Here is a 14950-nt window from a genome sequence, read left to right as displayed (position 1 = left end):
GAACCCCGACCCTGCCGCGAAGGACCCAAGCCTTGCTGAAGCGATTGCCGATCGATCCCTATATCGCGCTCATGCTGGGCGTCGTGGCCCTGGCCTCGCTTCTGCCGGCGTCGGGGCAGGGGGCGGTGGCCGCCGGCCTTGCGGCAAAGCTCGCGATCGCCTTCCTGTTCTTTCTCTACGGTGCCCGCCTCTCGCCGCAGGCTGCCTTCGCGGGCCTGCGGCACTGGCGGCTGCATACGGCGGTGCTGCTCAGCACCTATGCCCTGTTTCCGCTCTTGGGGCTCGCCGTCGGCCTTCTCGTGCCCGGCGTCCTGTCGGAGCCGCTTTACGCCGGCATCCTGTTTCTCTGCGTCCTGCCGTCCACCGTGCAGTCCTCGATCGCCTTCACCTCGATCGCGCAAGGGAACGTCGCCGCCGCGCTCTGTGCCGCATCCGCGTCAAACCTCCTCGGCATCTTCGTAACGCCCGCGCTGGTGGCGCTTCTCCTGCACACCCAATCGGGCGGCTTCTCGTTCGACATCCTCTTCGACATCGTTCTGCAGCTCTTGGCGCCCTTCGTGGCAGGCCAGCTGCTGCGCCCGCTGATCGGCGCTTTCGTGCTCAAGCACAAGAAGGGGCTCGGCCTTCTCGATCGCGGCTCGATCCTTCTCGTGATCTACGTCGCCTTCTCTGCCGGCGTCGCGAGCGGCATCTGGCACCGCCTCGCCCTTGCGGATCTGGCGGTGCTCGTCCTCCTCTGCGCCGTGCTTCTTGGCCTCGTCTTGGCCGTCACCACCCTCGTCAGCCGATATGTCCTGCGGTTTCCCGTGGAGGACGAGATCGTGCTGATCTTCTGCGGCTCCAAGAAATCGCTCGCAAGCGGGCTGCCCATGGCGAGCGTTCTGTTCGCGGGGCCGCAGGTCGGCATGATCGTGCTGCCGATCATGCTGTTTCATCAGATCCAGCTCATGGTCTGCGCCGGATTGGCGCGGCGCTACTCGCTCCGCGCGCTGACGGCGCAGGACGCGGCAGCGCTGGCGGTGCAGGCGGACGAAACGGATTTCGACGTCGAGCCCCAGGCGGAGCAGGTCGGCGCGCGGATCGGCTGAAGCGCCTCCGGGATTGTCCTCGCGAGCAAGGGCGGGAGAGAACCCGAATGGCTCTCTCCCGCCGAGCTCACCAGGCCGCGCCTTCCAGCCTGTCGAGCGGGATCTTGAGATAGCGCCGCCCGTCGCTTTCGGGCTCGGGCAGGCGGCCGCCCCGGATGTTGACCTGGAGCGAATGGAGGATGAGGTTCGGCATGGCGAGCTCGCGGTCTCGCGCTTCGCGCAAGCTCACGAAGGCCTCGCGCGTCGGAGCCCGCACCAGATGGATGTTGGTGCGGCGCTGCTCGTCGACCGTGGATTCCCAGCGCGGCTCGCGCCCGCCCGGCTGGTAGTCGTGGCCGGTAAAGACGCGCGTCTCGCCCGGCAGGGCGAGGAGGCGCTGGATGCTGTCCCACAGCACCCCGGCGCTGCCGCCGGGAAAGTCGGCCCTCGCCGTTCCCCCGTCGGGCATGAACAGCGTGTCGTGAACGAACACGGCGTCCCCCACCCGATAGGCGATCGAGGCCAGCGTGTGGCCGGGGGTGAACAGGACTTCGACCTCCAGCGCGCCGATGCGGAAGCGCTCGCCGTCGGCAAAGAGCCGGCTCCACTGCGAGCCGTCGGTCGGGCAGCACCCCTCGATATGGTAGAGGCCCTGCCATAAGGTCTGAACGCCGCGCACCTTTTCGCCGATCGCGGTCGGCGCGCCCGTCCGGTCGTGGAGATAGCCCGCCGCCGAGAAATGGTCGGCATGGGGATGGGTGTCGAGAATCCATTCGAGCGTCAGCCCCTCGCGCTCGATGAAGGCGAGGATCGCGTCGGCCGAGCCGGTGGCGGTCGCGCCGGACTTGGGGTCGAAGTCGAGCACGGGGTCGATGATGGCGCAGGCCCGCGTCAGCGGATCGGCCACAACATACTGGACGCTGAAGGTCCGCTCGTCGAAAAAGCCCGTGACGATCGGCTTGCCCGCGAGCGGGGCGGGTTTGGGCGATTCCATGCGAAGTCTCCCTTTCTGGGATGGGCTGGGCTTTCTGGGATGGGCTGCGTCAGCCGAGAAGGGCGGGAAGCCCCTTGGCGACGATGAAGAAACCGACCGCGACCACGAGCAGCGCGAAGCCGAGGCCGAGCGCCTGTTTGCGGCCCGACAGATGCGCGCCGAGCGCGGCGCCGGCCCAGCCGCCGACGAGACCGCCGGCGACGAAGAGAAGGGCGAGCGGCCAGTCGACGAGACCGGAGGCGGCGTAGCTCGCCGCCGTCGCCGCCCCGAAGGCCGCGACGCCGACGAGCGAGGTGCCGATGGCGAAGGCGAGCGGCATACCCGTGGCGAGAACCAGCCCCGGCACGATCAAAAAGCCGCCGCCGATGCCGAAGAAGCCGGAAAAGAGGCCGACCGCGAAGCCGATGAGAATCAGCATCGGCAGAAGGCGGGGCGCGGTTTCCCATGTCAGCCGAACGGCGGGATCGCCCTGTGTGCCTCTCCGACGCATCATGGCGAGGCCGACGCCGATCATGACCAGGCCGAACAGGGTCAGAAGCCGCTCGCCGTCGACGGCCTTGGCGAATGCCGCGCCGGCCAGCGAGCCGGCGACGCCAGCAAGGGCGAACACCGCCGCGCAGCGCCACTTGACCCGGTTCGCGCGGGCATGCGGCCAGAGATTGCCGAGCGCGCTGGCGGCGACCGCGACGGCGCTCGTGCCGATCGCGACATGGGGCGACGGGATTCCGACGACATAGACCAGAAGCGGCACGGCGAGGATCGAACCGCCGCCGCCGAACAGGCCGAGCACCAGCCCGACAAGGCCGCCGGACGCGGCGCTCAATGCCAGCATGGCGCCGGATACCAGCGTGAAGGGCAGCGCGATCATGCGTCCGCCCTCCGCTTGGGCGCGGCGGCGCTTGGCGCCGAGCGCGGGGCGGGCATCAGGCGAAGCAGGAGCATTCCCGCGACCATCGCGGCGACGAAGACGAGCGCCGGGGCGGGGGCCAGCGCGAGCGCGGCGAGCGCCGGGCCGGGGCAGAGGCCGACAAGGCCCCAGCCGATGCCGAACACGGCCGCGCCGGCCAGAAGGCGCCGATCGATCTCGCGCCGCGCGGGAATTTCGAAGCGCTCGCCGAGCCACGGCCGCTCCATCCGCCGTGCCAGCGCGAAGGCCGGCGCGGCGACGAGGATCGCGCCGATCATTACCAAGGCAAGGCTCGGGTCCCAGTCGCCGAAAATGTCGAGAAAGCCGAGAACCTTGGCCGGCACGACCATTTGCGACACCACGAGACCCGCGCCGAAAACGAGGCCGGACAGGAGAGCGAGAAGAACGCGCGCCATCGCTCAGCCCCCCATTCCGTGCCGGACGAGGAAGACGGTGGCCATGGCGCTCGCCATGAAGGTCAGCGTGGCGGCGAGCGACCGGCGCGAGCCGCGCGCGATGCCGCAGACGCCATGGCCGCTGGTGCAGCCGGACCCGAGCCGCGTTCCGAACCCGACCAGGAGCCCGGCGAGCGTGACGACGGGCAGCGTGACGTCGATCGAAACGGGAGGCCGTGCGACGCCGGCGAACATCAGCAACGGGGCGGCTGCGATAAGGCCGACGAGAAAGGCGGCGCGCCATTCGAACTCGGAACCGGCGGGCTTCAGCACGCCGTCGAGAATGCCGCTGATGCCGGCGACGCGCCCGTTCGCCAGGAGGAGAAGCGCGGCCGACAGGCCGATCAGGAGGCCGCCAGAGAGGGCGGGGAGGGGGGTGAACTGATCCAACGTCTTTCTCCTACGCGCCGAGGCGCCCCTCGGACTCCGGGTCGTCCGCCTTGTCTGCGGGCGGGCAGAACAGGCCTTGGAGCGTTGCGAAAAGCGCCGAAATGCGGGGGTCGGCGATGCGGTACCAGAGCGTCTGGCTTTCGCGGCGATAGGCGACGATGCCCTGTTCGCGCAGCACGGTGAGATGCTGCGAGAGGGCCGACTGCGACAGGCCGATGGCCTCGGCAAGCGAGCCCGCCGTCGCCTCGCCCATGTCGAGAAGCTTGCACAGCAGCATCAGCCGTCGCTCGTTGGCGACGGCCTTCAGGATCGCGGCGACCTCGGCCGCCTTCTCCTCGAACGCCTGTAGTCCATCCATCGCGATACTCCCTTTGTTGAGGGATACCTAATTTAGAATATTCTAATATGCAAGGGCGCGAGAGATCGTCGTGCTGCAATCCGAAGGAAGCCGGTCAGAGAGGGCGGTCGAGCAGGCGGGAGAGAACGCGCTCGACATCATCGAGCAGGGAGGAGGGAATGCCGTCTTCGCTCAAGCCGATGATCTGCATGAGGAACAGGCCCTCGACCGCGAGAAAGGCCACGCGCGCGGCCTCGGCCTCCGGTGCATCGCCCGAGAGCCGATCGAAGATCGAGCGATACCACGCCCTCGTCTGGCTGAGGTTTTCCGGGTTCTGGATATAGGCGATCATCAGCCCCGCCATCTTGGCGTCCATCGCATTCTGTGAGGACCGCAGGGCCGCGATGTAGCGCCGGACGAACTCGGCCGGTGACGCCGCGCGATCGGGCTCGAGCATCTGGTCGAACCGGTCGGTCCAGCGGTCCACCAGCGCTTTCACCAGGGCGTCCTTCGAGGCGAAGGAATATTGCACGCCGCCTTTCGAGATGCCGGCCGCTTTCGCCAGCTGATCGATCGTCAGGCCCTGCGGCCCCTCGGCCCGCACGATCGCCTCCGCCGCGTCGAGCAGGGTTTCGCGCGTAATGGTCGGCTTTCGTCCCATGCGTCCGGCTCTCCGCGCTCGGATGAATTCTCGTTGAAATCCATACGTATGTATTTATATAACCCGGCGCAACCGGGATAGAGATCCGTCATGACCGCCGAACAGCCCGATCCCAGACGTTGGCTCACCCTCCTCGCCGTCATGCTGGCCTTTCTGCCGGTCGTCCTCGACATGACGATCCTGCATGTCGCCGTGCCGACCCTGACGCAGGATCTGCGCGCGTCGGCCAACGCGGTGCTCTGGATCATCGATATCTATCCGCTGCTGATGGCGGGGCTGGTCGTGCCGATGGGGACGCTGGCCGACAAGGTGGGCGCGCGAAAAATCCTGTTGCTTGGGCTCGTCGTCTTCGGCCTGGCTTCGGCCCTGGCCGCCTTTTCCACCAGCGCCGGCCTGCTGATCGCGGCGCGCGGCCTCCTGGCAATGGGCGGCGCCATGGTCATGCCGAGCGTTCTCGGGATCATTCGCAAGACCTTCGAGGACGACGGCGAGCGCGCAATGGCGCTGGGCCTTTGGGGAACGGTCGGCGCGGCCGGTGCGGCCGTCGGGCCGCTGATCGGAGGCGGGCTTCTCGCCCATTTCTGGTGGGGCTCCGTCTTTCTGGTGAACGTGCCCGTCATGCTCGTCGTCGCGCCGGCCTGCGCCCTGCTTCTGCCCAAGGGCGAGGCGACGGTGCCCGGGCGATGGCCCATCGGCCAGGCGCTGCTCCTGATCGCGGGCATGATGTCGCTGGTCTACGGCATCAAGGCCGGGTTCGGCGCCAAGCAGCCGCTGCCGCTGGTCGCGCTGATCGTTCTCGCCGGCGCCGCTCTGCTCGCGATCTTCGTGCGCTGGCAGCTTCGATCCAGGACACCGATGCTGGACATGACCCTCTTCTCGCATCCCGCCATCGTGGCGGGCATCATCATGGCGGTCGTCGCGTCCGGCGCGCTGGCGGGAGTCGAACTGACGCTGGCGCAGGAGCTGCAATATGTGCTGGGCAAGACGCCGCTTCAGGCCGGCTTGTTCATGATTCCGATCATGGTCGCGGCGGCGCTGGGCGGCCCCGTCGCCGGCACGCTGTCGAACCGGTTCGGCCTGCGGAGCGTCGCCTGCGTGTCGCTCCTGATCGCCGCCGCCTGCCTCGGCGCCCTTGGCCTCAGCGATTTCGGCGAGCCCGGCCTCGCCGTTCCCGCGCTGCTGTCCGCGCTCGGCCTCACCTTGAGCATAGGCCTGACGGCCTCCTCGATCGCGATCATGGGATCGGTGGAAGCGGCCAAGGGTGGCGCTGCGGGCTCGCTGGAGGCGACCTCCTACGAACTCGGCACCGGGTTCGGCATCACGATCTTCGGCGTGTTCATGTCGGCGGTCTTCGCCGCCTCGATCGACCTGCCGCCCGAGCTCGCGCCGCCGCTTGCCGAGCAGGCGTCCCGCTCGATCGGCGACGCGTTTCTCGTGGCCCACGGTATGGGGGGAGAGGAGGCCGCCGCCTTGATCGGCGCCGCGAAACGCGCCTTCAGTCAGACCCACACGGCGCTTCTATCGACCGCGGCGATGATTCTCGCGGCCCTCGCCGTCGCCGTGTTCTTCCTGCTGGGAAGCTACAGGGCGCGGAGCAGCCCCGCCCACTGAGGCCGACGCGTCGCTCACGCATGCGTCGGCCTGCAGCTCTTGATTCCGGGTCGTGTCGGTGACGTCTCGGTTCGGTCAGTCGACCGCGATCATCACGTCGGACGCCTTCACCACGGCATAGGCGTCCTTGCCCACTTCGAGGCCGAGCGCATCCACGGCTTCGTTCGTGATGGACGAGGTGATGATCGCGCCGCCCGCGACTTCGATCCGCACATGCGCGGTGGTCGCGCCCTTGGTGATTTCGACGACCTTGCCCTTGAGCTGGTTGCGAGCGCTGATCTTCATGCGATTTTCTCCGGGCTTGAAGTGACACTCGGCGCGCCGGCGCCGCGTCCGATGGTCCTACATCATGCAGGCGACGAACTCATAGCGGGGTCGATCGGTCGCGACGCATTGTCCGGCTCCTTTTCGCACGCTCAGCGAGACGGTGCGTGCGCGCCTGCCGGAATGCGAGCGATGACCTTGATCTCGAAGTCGAAGCCGGCGAGCCAGTTGACGCCGATCGCCGTCCAGTTGGGATAGGGCGCCTCGGAGAAGATCTCCGTCTTCACTTCCATGATCGTCGGAAACTGGTTCTCGGGATCGGTGTGGAACGTCGTCACATCGACGATGTCGTCGAAGGTGCAGCCCCCGGCGGCCAGCGTCGCTTCCAGATTGACGAAGGCGAGCCGGACCTGCTCCTTGAAGTCGGGCTCCGGCGAGCCGTCCGCACGGCTTCCCACTTGGCCCGAAACGAACAGAAGATCGGCGGAGCGGATCGCGGCGGAATAGCTGTGGGCTTCGTAGAGCGCGTGGCGATCGGCGGGAAAGACGGCGTCGCGTTTGGTCATGATGGGTTCCTTGCTGATGGGATGCGGGGCCTTCGCCTTCGAAAGGCCAAGGGGCTTCGTGCAGCCGGCATTCCGTGATATACGGCCCGTATGTGAAATTATCGCATACGCCCCGTATGTCAACTGGGTGCTTGTGCTTTGCCGAGGATCAACCCTGCCATGGCTCCCAGACGCCGCGCCGAGACCATGGAGGAAAATCGCGCCAAGTTGGTTTCGGCGGGTCGCCGCGCCTTTGCCGAAAAGGGCTTCGCCGCCGCCTCGATGGACGAGCTGACCGCCGAGGCGGGTCTGACACGCGGCGCGCTCTATCACAATTTCGGCGACAAGAAGGGGCTGCTCGCCGCCGTGGTGGCCGAGGTCGATGGCGAGATGGCGGCGCGGGCGCGAGACGCCGCCGCATCCGCAAGCAGCGATTGGGACGGGCTGATCGCAGAAGGCGCGGCCTATATCGAGATGGCGCTCGACCCCGAAATCCGGCGCATCGTGCTTCTGGACGGGCCGGCCTTTCTGGGAGACCCGTCCCACTGGCCCAGCCAGAACGCCTGCCTCGAAATGACGAAACAGGCGGTCGAGCGACTGATGGCGGACGGGATGCTGAAACCCATTGATGTCGAAGCCGTTGCGCGCCTCCTGAACGGCGCGGCCCTGAATGCGGCCCTTTGGGTCGCGGCGAGCGACGAGCCCCGGTCCGTTCTTCCAAGGGCTGTCGAAGCCTTCCGCGTGATGGCTTCGGGTTTGCTCGCGGAGCGCAGATAAGCCGGATCGCTGCCGCTGTTCGGCAAGCGGCTTTCTCTCTCGGAAACATGCTGGCCTCGTTTCACCGAGCCGCACGGGGTGGGCCAGTGAGAGGGGCCTGTATATCGCGGCTCCGGCGGCCGAGGCTTGCATCGAACCCGAGGCAAGCGGCGCGGGCGAGGCGCCGCCGCTCTCTCGCCCGATACAGTTTCGCGCCCCGGCGTCCCCGTTCTGAAAACTCGTATGGACCCTTTATGCGGTCCTGCCGAATTCTCCCCTCATCGAGACAACGGGAGCGATCTCCTTCGATGAGTACGGCATTCACCGGCGTGGTCACGTCCTTGATCACGCCTTTCACCTCCAACTTCGACTTGAACCTCGGCCATGCGTCGCGGGTGGACACGTTCCGCGTCGCCTGCCTCGCGCGATGGCAGGCGCGCTGCGGCGTCTCGGCGCTCTCGGTCGCGGGATGGGCGGGCGAGGGGTCCACGCTTTCGCGCGCCGAGCGCATCGCGCTGATCGAGGCCGCGAGCGGCGCCAAGGGGCCGATGGCCGTTCTGGCCGACATCGGCTTTCCCAGCACGGCAGCGTCCGTCACGCTCGCCATGGATGCCGCCGGTGCCGGGGCGGACGGGCTCGTTCTCGTCATGCCCTATTACAACAAGCCGACCTTTCCCGGCATTCGCCGCCATGTCGAAGCCGTCGCGGGCGCGACGTCCCTGCCGCTCCTTCTGGAGTTCGACGAGGCGAGGACGAAGGTCCGGCTGTCGTCGGTGGAGATGGCGGAACTGACCGGCATCGGAACGGTGGCGTCGGTCATTGACCATTCGCCCAACCCGCTGCATGTCGAATGCATGAGCCGGGCCAGAAATGGCGTCTCGTTTCTCGCGGCTCACGAGCCGACGGCCGCCGCCTGCGGACTGCTGGGGGCGGACGGGCTGTTCAGCGCCGTCGCGAACTGCACACCGGCCTTGGTGGTCGCGCTCTGGCAGGCCATCGAGGAGGGGGATGTCGCCCGCGTGAGGGACGTCGCCGCGCGTTTGAAGCCGCTTGCCGATCTCGTGGAGGCGGAGGGCGTGCCCGCGCTGAAAGAGCTTTTGCAGGATGCCATCGGAAGTGAGACGACGGTTCGCCTTCCCCTGCATCCGCTCGGCCAAGCCGCGCGTCGGCAGGTCGAGGCCGTTCGCCAGATGTTGGACGAAGCGCAGGCGGCGCCCGGTGCCGCTCAGCCGAAGGTCGCCACCCGATGAGTGCCCTGCGCGAATGGGAGAGCGCTTTCGACCCGTTGGCCTTCACGCTGCGGCCCAACGGCCGGGGATGCTGGCTCGTGGAAGGACCATGCAATCGCTGCGGCGGGCTCTTCGTATCGCGAGACGCCGCGCTCGCATTCATTCGCCGCGAGCGGCGGGCGCTGGAGGAAACCTTGCGAAGCGCGAGCGCTCGTTCCCGATCCGACCCGGACACGCCGCCGACATCCACGCTGCCCTTGCGGCTTCTGTCGCCGCCGTCCCGCGTTTGAAGCTCAGCGGTTCGCCGCCGGCGGGAGAAAAGGAAAGGGCCGGCGCTCGCCGACCCTCCCATCAATATCGAACTGAACCAGGCCTTATTTCTTCGGCGCCGGCTGCCCGGCCTGGGACTGAGCTTGGGCCTGAGCCTGCTCTTTGGCCTGATTGCGGGCGTCGACCTTGGCGCGATGGTGGCCGATGGCGCATCCGGCCGCCGCGCCCGCGACGGAATGGCCCTTGCCGACGAAATGGCCACCCACGGCTCCCACCGCGGCGCCCTTGAGGCAGCCGGCGGCATAGGACGGACCGGCAGCGAGAGTGAGGATGGCGAACAGGGCGATCGTTGCAGTCTTGCGCATCATGATCTCCGAATGCAGCGTGGGAGGGGTGTTGAAATCGTCGTCGTCAGCAGGGTCGCGATGTCCCGTCTGTCTCCCTTCAGATCAGGACCGGCGCGGGCTTGTTCAAGCTTTCGTGATAACTCGGTCGGAAGGTCTCTAGTTCCCTAAACGATCGAGAGACGGCCACGCCTTTTTGGCTTCGAGCCTCGCGATCGGGCAGAGACAAGGGGAGCGACACGAGACCCGGAACCGGCTTTGCGCCGCTGCGGATCGGACCCGATCGAGGCTGTTTTGCTTGCCGGTGTGGGGGAACAACCTAGCTTTGTCTCGCTCGGTGGCTCGTGCCACGGTATTCGAGGGAGCGTTTATGCGAGTTCGTGTTGCTACTGCCTGCATCGCCACGATGTTGGCGACACTCGGTTCGGCCGTCGCGGCCGAGACACTGCCGCCCCGCAAGGCCGGCCTGTGGGAGACCCAGACCAAATCGCCGGATGGCGACGTCACGGTCCGCCAGTGCATCGACGAAAAGACGGACCAACTGGCCCAAGGCGCTTTCGGCGCAGGGCAGAACTGCTCCAAGCAAACCCTGGTCAAGACCGGGGCGGGCTATGAGAGCGAATCCGAATGCAAGATCGGCCCGATCTCGGCGACGGGAAAGAGCACGATTAGCGGCGACTTCGACAGCAAGATCCATATGAAGGTGGACACCACGCTGATCGGAATGCCCGACTCCAAGGAGCCCGTCCGGCGCCAGATGGAAATCGACGCCAGCTATATCGGCCCTTGCGAAGCCGGCCAGAGCCCTGGCGACATCATCATGCCGGATGGCAAGGTCATCAAGATGCCCACGGGCGTGCCGCCGAAAGGCTGACCGGCGCGTCGTAAATCTCTCGTCATGACGACGGAAGACCCGGCGGCGAGCCCTTTCGCATTCGGGTCTTTCTCGCTGTTCGGCTGGGAACCCAAGTCCCGTCTAGGCGGACGGCGGCCGCGAGCGCTCGTCGGCTGCCAGATCGATGAAGGCCCGCAGCGGTGCGGGCACAAGGCGGCGCGAGAAGTAGAGGCGTGGACCGTCGAACGGCTGCCACCAGTCGGGCAGGAGCGGCGCGAGAGCGCCGCTCGCAAGATGCGGATCGAGCCAGTTGCGAAACATGTAGACGATGCCGTGGCCTGCGATCGCGAGCTCGATCGCGGCGGCCGCACCCCCCGTTCCCATGGTCAGCCGCGCCGGCGGATCGACGGTGAGTTCCACTCCCTCGCGCTCGAACTCCCAAGGGCCGAGCGCGGCGCCCGAGATCCGGACGCGGATGCAGTCGTGGTCGAGAAGGTCGCTGGGATGGGCGGGGAGGCCACGGCGCGCGAGATAGGCGGGCGAGGCCGCGAGCGCCCCTTCCTGTCGGCGAGGGCCGATCGGAACGGCGATCATATCCTGCTCCAGATGCTCGCCATAGCGGATGCCGGCGTCGCAATCGGCGGCGGTAATGTCCACGAGCCGGTCCTCCACCACGATCTCGACCCGGACATCGGGATAGGCCGCCATGTAGCGATCGATCAGCGGCGGCAGGATGTCCACCATGACGGCGCCCGGCACGTTGAGCTTGAGCCGCCCCCGCAGCGCCGGGCCTGAGCTGGCCGCTTCGTCCAGCGCGGCCCGCGCCTCGAAAAGCAGTGGCGCGACCCGCTCGGTGAGGCGTCGCCCCGCTTCGGTCGGCATGACGCTGCGGGTCGTGCGGCTGATGAGGGGCACGCCGAGACTGCTTTCCAGCCGCGTGATCGTTTCGCTGACGGTGGAGACCGAGAGGCCGAGGCTTCGAGCGGCCCGCCGAAAGCCCCCGGCCTCCGTCACCGCAAGGAGCACCCGAAGATCGTCGAGGGAGGATCGCGCGTCATTGTTCGCCATGCCGAACAGGCTATTCGCCGGAGGCCGGCTTATCAACAATGGGGGAACGCGCGATCTTCACCTCATAAACGAGGAGACACACATGACCGACACGAACCCAAAGGCCTCTGCGGCCGGACGTTTCACCTTTCCCGGCACCACGCTGTCCGTCAACCGGATGGGCTACGGGGCGATGCAACTCGCTGGCCCGCATGTGTTCGGCGAGCCGAGCGATCCGGAGGAGGCGAAAGCTGTCCTGCGCGAGGCCCTGTCGCTCGGCATCGACCATATCGACACCAGCGACTTCTACGGCCCCCATGTCACCAATCGCCTGATCCGCGAAGCGCTCCACCCTTATCCGGCGAACCTCGTGCTCGTCACCAAGATCGGCGCCTGGCGCGACGAGGCGGGCGGGTGGATTCTGGAGCGGAACGCGGATTTCCTGCGCAAGTCCGTGGAGGACAATCTCGACCGGCTCGGCGTTTCGCAGATGCCGATCGTGAATCTTCGCATGGGCAGCCCGGAGGATGACGTCGCCGCGCCGATGAAGGTCATGCGGCAGATGCAGGAGGAGGGGCTTCTCGCCCATATCGGCATCAGCACCGTTAGCGCGGCGCAATTGCGAACCGCCCGCGATCTCGCCGAGATCGTCTGCGTGCAGAACCACTACAACCTCGTGCATCGCACCGACGACGCGATGATCGACGCGCTGGCCGAGGACGGGATCGCCTACGTCCCCTATTTCCCGCTCAGCGGCTTCACACCGCTGCAGGCGGATCGCCTGAGCGAGGTGGCCGGCGACCTCGGGCGGACGCCGCAAGCGGTGGCTCTCGCTTGGCTGCTCCAGCGCAGCCCCAACATCCTCGTCATTCCCGGCACGTCGAAGCGCGCGCATCTTCACCAGAACGTCGCCGCCGCCGAACTGACATTGGGCTCGGATCACATCAGCCAACTCGACGGCCTCGGAAACGCGGACCAACGGTAGCCGCTTTCTCGGCCGTCGCCGAAGCGGCGACCCGGCCGGGCCTCCTTTGGCGGGGGCGGCCCGGCGACGCCAGACCCGAGCATGGCGTCGCCGGCGCCCGACCCTTACGCTGTCGCGGTCGGCAGGGCGTACCGCATCGCCTGCAGGTCGGCGATCAGACCGGGACCGGTCGGCTGCCAGCCGAGCTGGTCCCGGGTCCACGCGCTGGAGGCGCGCATATCCAGCCCGGCGAAGATCGCCAGCCATCCGAAATAGGCCGGGGCGTCCGCAGCCGCGAGCGACTTTGTCGGAAGGCCGAGGCCTTGGGCCACGGCCTCGGCGATCTCGCGCATGGCGACGCCCTCCTCGGCGACGGCATGATACCGCGCGCCTTTCTGCCCGCGATCGAGCGCGAGTGCGTAGAGTTTGGCGACATCGAGCACATGGGCCGCCGACCAGCGATTGGCGCCCTCGCCGATATAGCCGACGAAGCCTTTCTCGCGCGCATTCTCGATGAGCGGCGAGACGAGACCCTGCTTGACCGGGTCGTGAACCTGAGGAAGCCGCACGACGCGAACGTCGACGCCCTTGTCCAGCAGGGCGTTGCCGGCCTCTTCGGACGCAATGCGGGGAATCGGGTGATCGGTGTTGAAGACCGATTCCATTGCCGGCTGACCCGTTCCCGGATCACCGATCGCAACGCCCGAGGTGATGAGCAGCGGCCGGTCGGACCCCTGAAGAACTGAACCCAAGGCGGTTACGACTCGCCGATCCTTCTCGCAGTTCGCGACGAAATTGCTGAACTCGTGATCGAATGCGGTGTGGATCACGGCATCGGCCCGCTCGGCCCCCGCGCGCAGGCTGTCGAGATCTTCGAGCGTGCCCCGATGGGGCTCGGCGCCCGCGACCGATAGGGCTCGCGCCCCGGCGTCGGACCGCGTCAGGCCCAGCACCTGATGCCCGGCCGCCAGAAGTTCGGGCAGGATGCGCGAGCCGATGAACCCGGTCGCACCAGTCAGAAAAACGCGCATGGGATAATCTCCGATCATGTTCGGAGATTGATTTCGGCCCAAACGCTGTCGTGTTAAAGAGGGGACTTTATCAGGGTATAATTGCCAACAGGATCGCCATGCCGAGCGAGACCGACAACGCACTAGGGACGTTTCTCAAGAACCGCCGCACGCGGATGGACCCCGCCACGTTCGGCTTCGCCGGGCGGCGGCGCACGCCGGGCCTGCGGCGCGAGGAGGTGGCGCAGCGCGCCAACATCTCGCCGACCTGGTACACCTGGCTCGAACAGGGGCGGGGCGGCGCGCCCTCCGCCGATGTCCTGAACCGGATCGCCGCTGGGCTGATGCTGACCGAGCCTGAGCGCGAGCACCTCTTCATTCTGGGCCTCGGGCGCCCTCCCGCGACGCGCTACCAAGGCCCGGAGGACGTGACGCCCCGGCTGCAGCGCGTTCTGGACGGGATGCGATTCAGCCCGGCCATCATCAAGACGGCAACCTGGGATGTGGTGGCGTGGAACGCCGCCGCCGCGGCGCTGCTCACCGACTACGGCACGCTGCCGCGCGAGCAGCGCAACATCCTGCGTCTCATGTTCACGAATTCCCGCGTCAAGGCGGCCCAGGCGGACTGGCTCGGCGTCGCCCGCTATGTCGTCGGCGCGTTCCGGGCGGATGCCGCCCGCGCCGGTGCGCAAGGCGACATCGCGCAGCTGGTGGATGAGTTGTCGAAGCTCAGTCCCGAATTCGAGGCCCTGTGGCGCGCCAACGATGTCGCCGGCCATGCGGACGGGCTGAAATGCCTTCGCCATCCCGAGCATGGCCTGATCGAACTGGAGTTCTCCGCCTTCGCCGTGGACGGCCGCCCGGATCTCGGCATGATCGTCTACAATCCCGCTTCGCCGGAGACGGCCCGGCGCATCGAGGCTTTGATGGCGTCGAGGGATCGCGCCTCGTGAGCCTTTCGGATCAACGGGCCCGTGCGAAGGCGTGCGCACGGGCCGCCCGGTCTTCGCCGTCAGGCCTGATCCTTAGTCCTTCTCAGGATCATTCCCGCATGGTGCAGAATGTCGGGCGAGACGAACTCGCCGTCGGCGGTGAAGCCGGTGTCGTCGACATAGTCGATGTGTCGGCCGGTCACGACATAGCGTCCTTGGTAGGCATGCGCTCGCCCGTTCCGCGCTTCGTCGTAGCGCCCGTTTGGCAGGAGTTCGTGCCGGATGCGCCCGTCGGCCGTGACCCATAGGCCGACATAGGGATGGCCCTTATC

At 67.4% G+C, this 14950-nt stretch carries 19 protein-coding genes and 1 pseudogene; 8 read left to right on the top strand and 12 right to left on the bottom strand.

The features are described 5' to 3' along the window. Positions 1–35 precede the first annotated feature (35 nt). Positions 36–1088 carry a bile acid:sodium symporter family protein gene (locus tag M673_RS20650; RefSeq protein ID WP_061978707.1) on the top strand — a complete coding sequence of 351 codons (1053 nt, stop codon included), beginning with the start codon at positions 36–38 and terminating at the stop codon, positions 1086–1088. 67 nt (positions 1089–1155) lie between these two features. Here M673_RS20650 and M673_RS20645 read toward each other — a convergent pair whose 3' ends face one another. The 6 genes from M673_RS20645 to M673_RS20620 form a co-directional block, all read right to left on the bottom strand. Then, the gene (locus M673_RS20645; RefSeq protein ID WP_061978598.1) at positions 1156–2061 is read right to left on the bottom strand and encodes an MBL fold metallo-hydrolase; all 906 of its coding nucleotides are present in this window, start codon (positions 2059–2061) and stop codon (positions 1156–1158) included. A gap of 49 nt (positions 2062–2110) precedes the next feature. Then, positions 2111–2929 (bottom strand): sulfite exporter TauE/SafE family protein, encoded by an 819-nt coding sequence (locus M673_RS20640; protein WP_082639927.1) that lies wholly within the window; start codon positions 2927–2929, stop codon positions 2111–2113. Further along, on the bottom strand, positions 2926–3384 hold the full coding sequence (locus tag M673_RS20635; RefSeq protein WP_061978597.1) for a DUF6691 family protein: 459 nt from the start codon (positions 3382–3384) through the stop codon (positions 2926–2928). Before M673_RS20635 ends, M673_RS20640 begins: the two co-directional genes overlap by 4 nt. A gap of 3 nt (positions 3385–3387) precedes the next feature. Further along, a complete protein-coding gene (locus M673_RS20630) occupies positions 3388–3813 on the bottom strand; it encodes a YeeE/YedE family protein (protein WP_061978596.1) in 426 nt (141 codons plus the stop codon). A 10-nt stretch (positions 3814–3823) separates the two neighbouring features. Next, the gene (locus tag M673_RS20625) at positions 3824–4171 is read right to left on the bottom strand and encodes an ArsR/SmtB family transcription factor (RefSeq protein ID WP_061978595.1); all 348 of its coding nucleotides are present in this window, start codon (positions 4169–4171) and stop codon (positions 3824–3826) included. A gap of 94 nt (positions 4172–4265) precedes the next feature. Continuing rightward, positions 4266–4811 (bottom strand): TetR/AcrR family transcriptional regulator, encoded by a 546-nt coding sequence (locus tag M673_RS20620; RefSeq protein WP_061978594.1) that lies wholly within the window; start codon positions 4809–4811, stop codon positions 4266–4268. 90 nt (positions 4812–4901) lie between these two features. Between M673_RS20620 and M673_RS20615 the strand changes: the two genes are divergently transcribed. Further along, positions 4902–6422 (top strand): MFS transporter, encoded by a 1521-nt coding sequence (locus tag M673_RS20615; protein WP_061978593.1) that lies wholly within the window; start codon positions 4902–4904, stop codon positions 6420–6422. A 75-nt stretch (positions 6423–6497) separates the two neighbouring features. Here M673_RS20615 and M673_RS20610 read toward each other — a convergent pair whose 3' ends face one another. Together M673_RS20610 and M673_RS20605 are read right to left on the bottom strand one after the other, a co-directional pair. Next, a complete protein-coding gene (locus M673_RS20610) occupies positions 6498–6707 on the bottom strand; it encodes a TOBE domain-containing protein (protein ID WP_061978592.1) in 210 nt (69 codons plus the stop codon). 131 nt (positions 6708–6838) lie between these two features. Beyond that, positions 6839–7252, bottom strand: a complete 414-nt coding sequence (locus M673_RS20605; protein WP_061978591.1) for a RidA family protein — start codon at positions 7250–7252, stop codon at positions 6839–6841. A gap of 159 nt (positions 7253–7411) precedes the next feature. Here M673_RS20605 and M673_RS20600 point away from each other — a divergent pair, with 159 nt between their 5' ends. The 3 genes from M673_RS20600 (at position 7412) to M673_RS20590 (ending at position 9506) form a co-directional block, all read left to right on the top strand. After that, positions 7412–8008, top strand: coding sequence for a TetR/AcrR family transcriptional regulator (locus M673_RS20600; protein ID WP_061978590.1), 597 nt, complete (start codon positions 7412–7414; stop codon positions 8006–8008). Positions 8009–8295: 287 nt separating this feature from the next. Continuing rightward, on the top strand, positions 8296–9237 hold the full coding sequence (locus M673_RS20595; protein WP_061978589.1) for a dihydrodipicolinate synthase family protein: 942 nt from the start codon (positions 8296–8298) through the stop codon (positions 9235–9237). After that, the gene (locus M673_RS20590) at positions 9234–9506 is read left to right on the top strand and encodes a hypothetical protein (RefSeq protein ID WP_061978588.1); all 273 of its coding nucleotides are present in this window, start codon (positions 9234–9236) and stop codon (positions 9504–9506) included. Before M673_RS20595 ends, M673_RS20590 begins: the two co-directional genes overlap by 4 nt. A gap of 84 nt (positions 9507–9590) precedes the next feature. Here the strand turns inward: M673_RS20590 and M673_RS20585 are convergent, their stop codons facing one another. Further along, entirely contained in the window at positions 9591–9851 is a 261-nt protein-coding gene (locus M673_RS20585) for a hypothetical protein (RefSeq protein WP_061978587.1), read from the bottom strand. Between the two features lie 304 nt (positions 9852–10155). Between M673_RS20585 and M673_RS20580 the strand changes: the two genes are divergently transcribed. Beyond that, the gene (locus M673_RS20580) at positions 10156–10704 is read left to right on the top strand and encodes a DUF3617 domain-containing protein (protein WP_244493227.1); all 549 of its coding nucleotides are present in this window, start codon (positions 10156–10158) and stop codon (positions 10702–10704) included. Positions 10705–10806: 102 nt separating this feature from the next. On the opposite strand, the gene M673_RS20575 is transcribed toward M673_RS20580, so the two are convergent. Beyond that, complete coding sequence (locus tag M673_RS20575) at positions 10807–11733, bottom strand: LysR family transcriptional regulator (protein WP_061978585.1); 927 nt, start codon at positions 11731–11733, stop codon at positions 10807–10809. 82 nt (positions 11734–11815) lie between these two features. On the opposite strand from M673_RS20575, the gene M673_RS20570 reads away from it, so the two are divergent. Continuing rightward, on the top strand, positions 11816–12697 hold the full coding sequence (locus M673_RS20570; RefSeq protein ID WP_061978584.1) for an oxidoreductase: 882 nt from the start codon (positions 11816–11818) through the stop codon (positions 12695–12697). Positions 12698–12801: 104 nt separating this feature from the next. Here M673_RS20570 and M673_RS20565 read toward each other — a convergent pair whose 3' ends face one another. Continuing rightward, positions 12802–13707, bottom strand: a complete 906-nt coding sequence (locus M673_RS20565) for an SDR family oxidoreductase (RefSeq protein WP_061978705.1) — start codon at positions 13705–13707, stop codon at positions 12802–12804. Between the two features lie 98 nt (positions 13708–13805). Between M673_RS20565 and M673_RS20560 the strand changes: the two genes are divergently transcribed. Continuing rightward, entirely contained in the window at positions 13806–14639 is an 834-nt protein-coding gene (locus tag M673_RS20560) for a helix-turn-helix transcriptional regulator (protein ID WP_061978583.1), read from the top strand. 59 nt (positions 14640–14698) lie between these two features. Here the strand turns inward: M673_RS20560 and M673_RS20555 are convergent. After that, positions 14699–14947, bottom strand: a pseudogene (locus M673_RS20555) (Atu4866 domain-containing protein); the annotation flags it as partial. Positions 14948–14950 lie beyond the last annotated feature (3 nt).

It is taken from the genome of Aureimonas sp. AU20 (assembly GCF_001442755.1).
GTDB lineage: Bacteria > Pseudomonadota > Alphaproteobacteria > Rhizobiales > Rhizobiaceae > Aureimonas.
Note: the sequence above shows the minus strand (reverse complement) of the source record. Positions and strands in the feature narration are given on the sequence as shown.